3 protein-coding genes are annotated in these 2,111 nt (G+C 58.1%); 1 reads left to right on the forward strand and 2 read right to left on the reverse strand.

The annotated features are described in order from the left end of the window. On the reverse strand, positions 1-130 hold a 130-nt coding region (locus ADADOO_RS13345), incomplete at its 3' end, for an iron-sulfur cluster assembly protein (protein ID WP_511277996.1). A gap of 78 nt (positions 131-208) precedes the next feature. Next, positions 209-892, reverse strand: coding sequence for a response regulator transcription factor (locus ADADOO_RS13350; protein ID WP_511277994.1), 684 nt, complete (start codon positions 890-892; stop codon positions 209-211). 196 nt (positions 893-1,088) lie between these two features. Between ADADOO_RS13350 and metG the strand changes: the two genes are divergently transcribed. Next, positions 1,089-2,111 (forward strand): methionine--tRNA ligase (metG, locus tag ADADOO_RS13355; RefSeq protein WP_511277995.1); only part of this gene is annotated, 1,023 nt, incomplete at its 3' end.

Here is a 2,111-nt window from a genome sequence, read left to right on the forward strand (position 1 = left end):
TGTCGAACGACACGTCGTCGCCATCGATTTTCACATTCTTGAGTGCCTTGCCGGCGACGAAATCCTTGCCGGTATTGGGGTCGACCGCAGCAGAGAGCGCAGCCTTGAGTTGCTGTTCTGTAAGACTCATGGAAACTCCGGTTTGGGGGTAAGCAACGGACAATACCCGAGTAATTCTATCCCGTATTCCCGAAACCGTTGGCGGGAATCAGCCCTGTTGCACGGTATCCAGTCGATAACCCTGACCGTAGACCGAGGACAACATCAGGCCACTCTCGCCGGCCAGCCCCAATTTTTTGCGCAGACGACTGGCGTGCGTATCGACGGTCCGCGTATCGACGCCGGCGTCACGCGCCCAGACGCTGGTCAGCAGTTCATCGCGCGACAGTACGCGGCCAACGTTGTGTAACAAAATGACAGCCAATTCGAATTCGCGCTGGGTCAGGTCGACATCGACACCGGCCAGCTTGATGCGCCGACCCTCCATGTCGATCTCGATGCTGCCAAACTGGGCGGTAGCCGCGCGTGGCTGGCGGCGGCGCAGCAGGGCATGAATCCGCGCCATGAACTCCATGTAGCGGATCGGCTTCGGAATATAGTCGTCGGCCCCAAGGCGCAGAATGTCGGAAGCAGCCTCCTCGTCGGTACGCCCCGTGCAAAAGACGACCGGAACGTCCCAACCGCACTTTTCGCGGACATGGCGAAGCACCTCGTCGCCACCAATGTCAGGCAGCATCCAGTCGATGACAAAGAAATCGAAATTTCGGGTTTGCAGCGCCGCAATGCAAGACTGCCCATCCGAAAACACCTCGACCTGGTGCCCCTCGCTCTTTAACAGCGCCTTGAGCACTTCAGCCTGGCTTCTACTATCCTCGACCACCGCAAAAATCATAAAACCTCCCGTTCCGCGGCGAATTCTGCGCCCTTCATGGGGCTTCGGCAATCATTCATCGATCATGTTTTACCAACCAAACACACTGGTTTACGTTCGCTAACAATTGTCGCAAAAAGGTGTCGGGGGATTTGTGAATCGTCGCCCAGCTTCCTCGCGGTAAAATTGCCCTTTATTTCCTCAACCTTGCCCATCCATGTCGCGCAAAATTCTCGTCACCTCCGCCCTGCCCTACGCCAATGGCGCCATTCACCTTGGCCATCTGGTCGAATACATCCAGACCGACATTTGGGTACGTTTCCAGAAGATGGCCGGCAACGAATGCTGGTACGTCTGCGCCGACGACACCCACGGCACGCCGATCATGCTGCGAGCCGAAAAGGAAGGGATTACGCCGGAAGCGTTGATCGCCCGCGTGCACGGCGAGCATTCGCGTGACTTCGCCGGCTTCGGTGTCGGCTTCGACAATTTCTACAGCACCAATTCCGACGAAACCCGCGACTGCGCCAACGATATCTACCTCAAGCTGCGCGCCGCCGGCCTGATCGAAACGCGGACCATCGAGCAGTATTACGACCCGGTCAAACAGCTTTTTTTGCCCGACCGCTTCATCAAGGGCGAATGCCCGAAATGCGGAGCCAAGGACCAGTACGGCGATAACTGCGAATCCTGCGGTGCGGCCTATGCGCCAACCGACCTTAAGGAGCCGTACTCCGCCATCTCCGGCGCCAAGCCGGAACTGCGCAGTTCCGAGCATTACTTTTTCAAGCTCTCCGACCCGCGCTGCGAGTCCTTCCTGCGCCAGTACACCAGCCGCGACAACGGGGTTTTGCAGAACGAAGCCGCCAACAAAATGCAGGAATGGCTGGGTGCCCCCGGCGAGAACAAGCTGACGGACTGGGACATTTCGCGTGATGCGCCGTATTTCGGCTTCGAAATTCCCGATGCACCGGGCAAGTACTTCTACGTCTGGCTCGACGCCCCGATCGGCTACATGGGCTCGTTCAAGAACCTGTGCCAGCGCAGCGGCCTCGATTTCGACGAGTATTTCCGTCCGGACTCCAAAACCGAGCTCTACCATTTCATCGGCAAGGACATCCTCTATTTCCACGCCCTCTTCTGGCCAGCCGAACTGGCTCACGCCGGCTTTCGCACGCCGACCAAGATCTTCGCGCACGGCTTTCTCACGGTCGACGGCGCAAAAATGTCGAAATCGCGC

Origin of the sequence: Azonexus sp. (assembly GCF_036170495.1) — a bacterium.
Lineage (GTDB): Bacteria > Pseudomonadota > Gammaproteobacteria > Burkholderiales > Rhodocyclaceae > Azonexus.

What these genes read in the sequence shown, in the direction of transcription:
- ADADOO_RS13350 (WP_511277994.1), bottom strand. Translation starts at nt 892, where the DNA reads ATGATTTTTGCGGTGGTCGAGGATAGTAGAAGCCAGGCTGAAGTGCTC.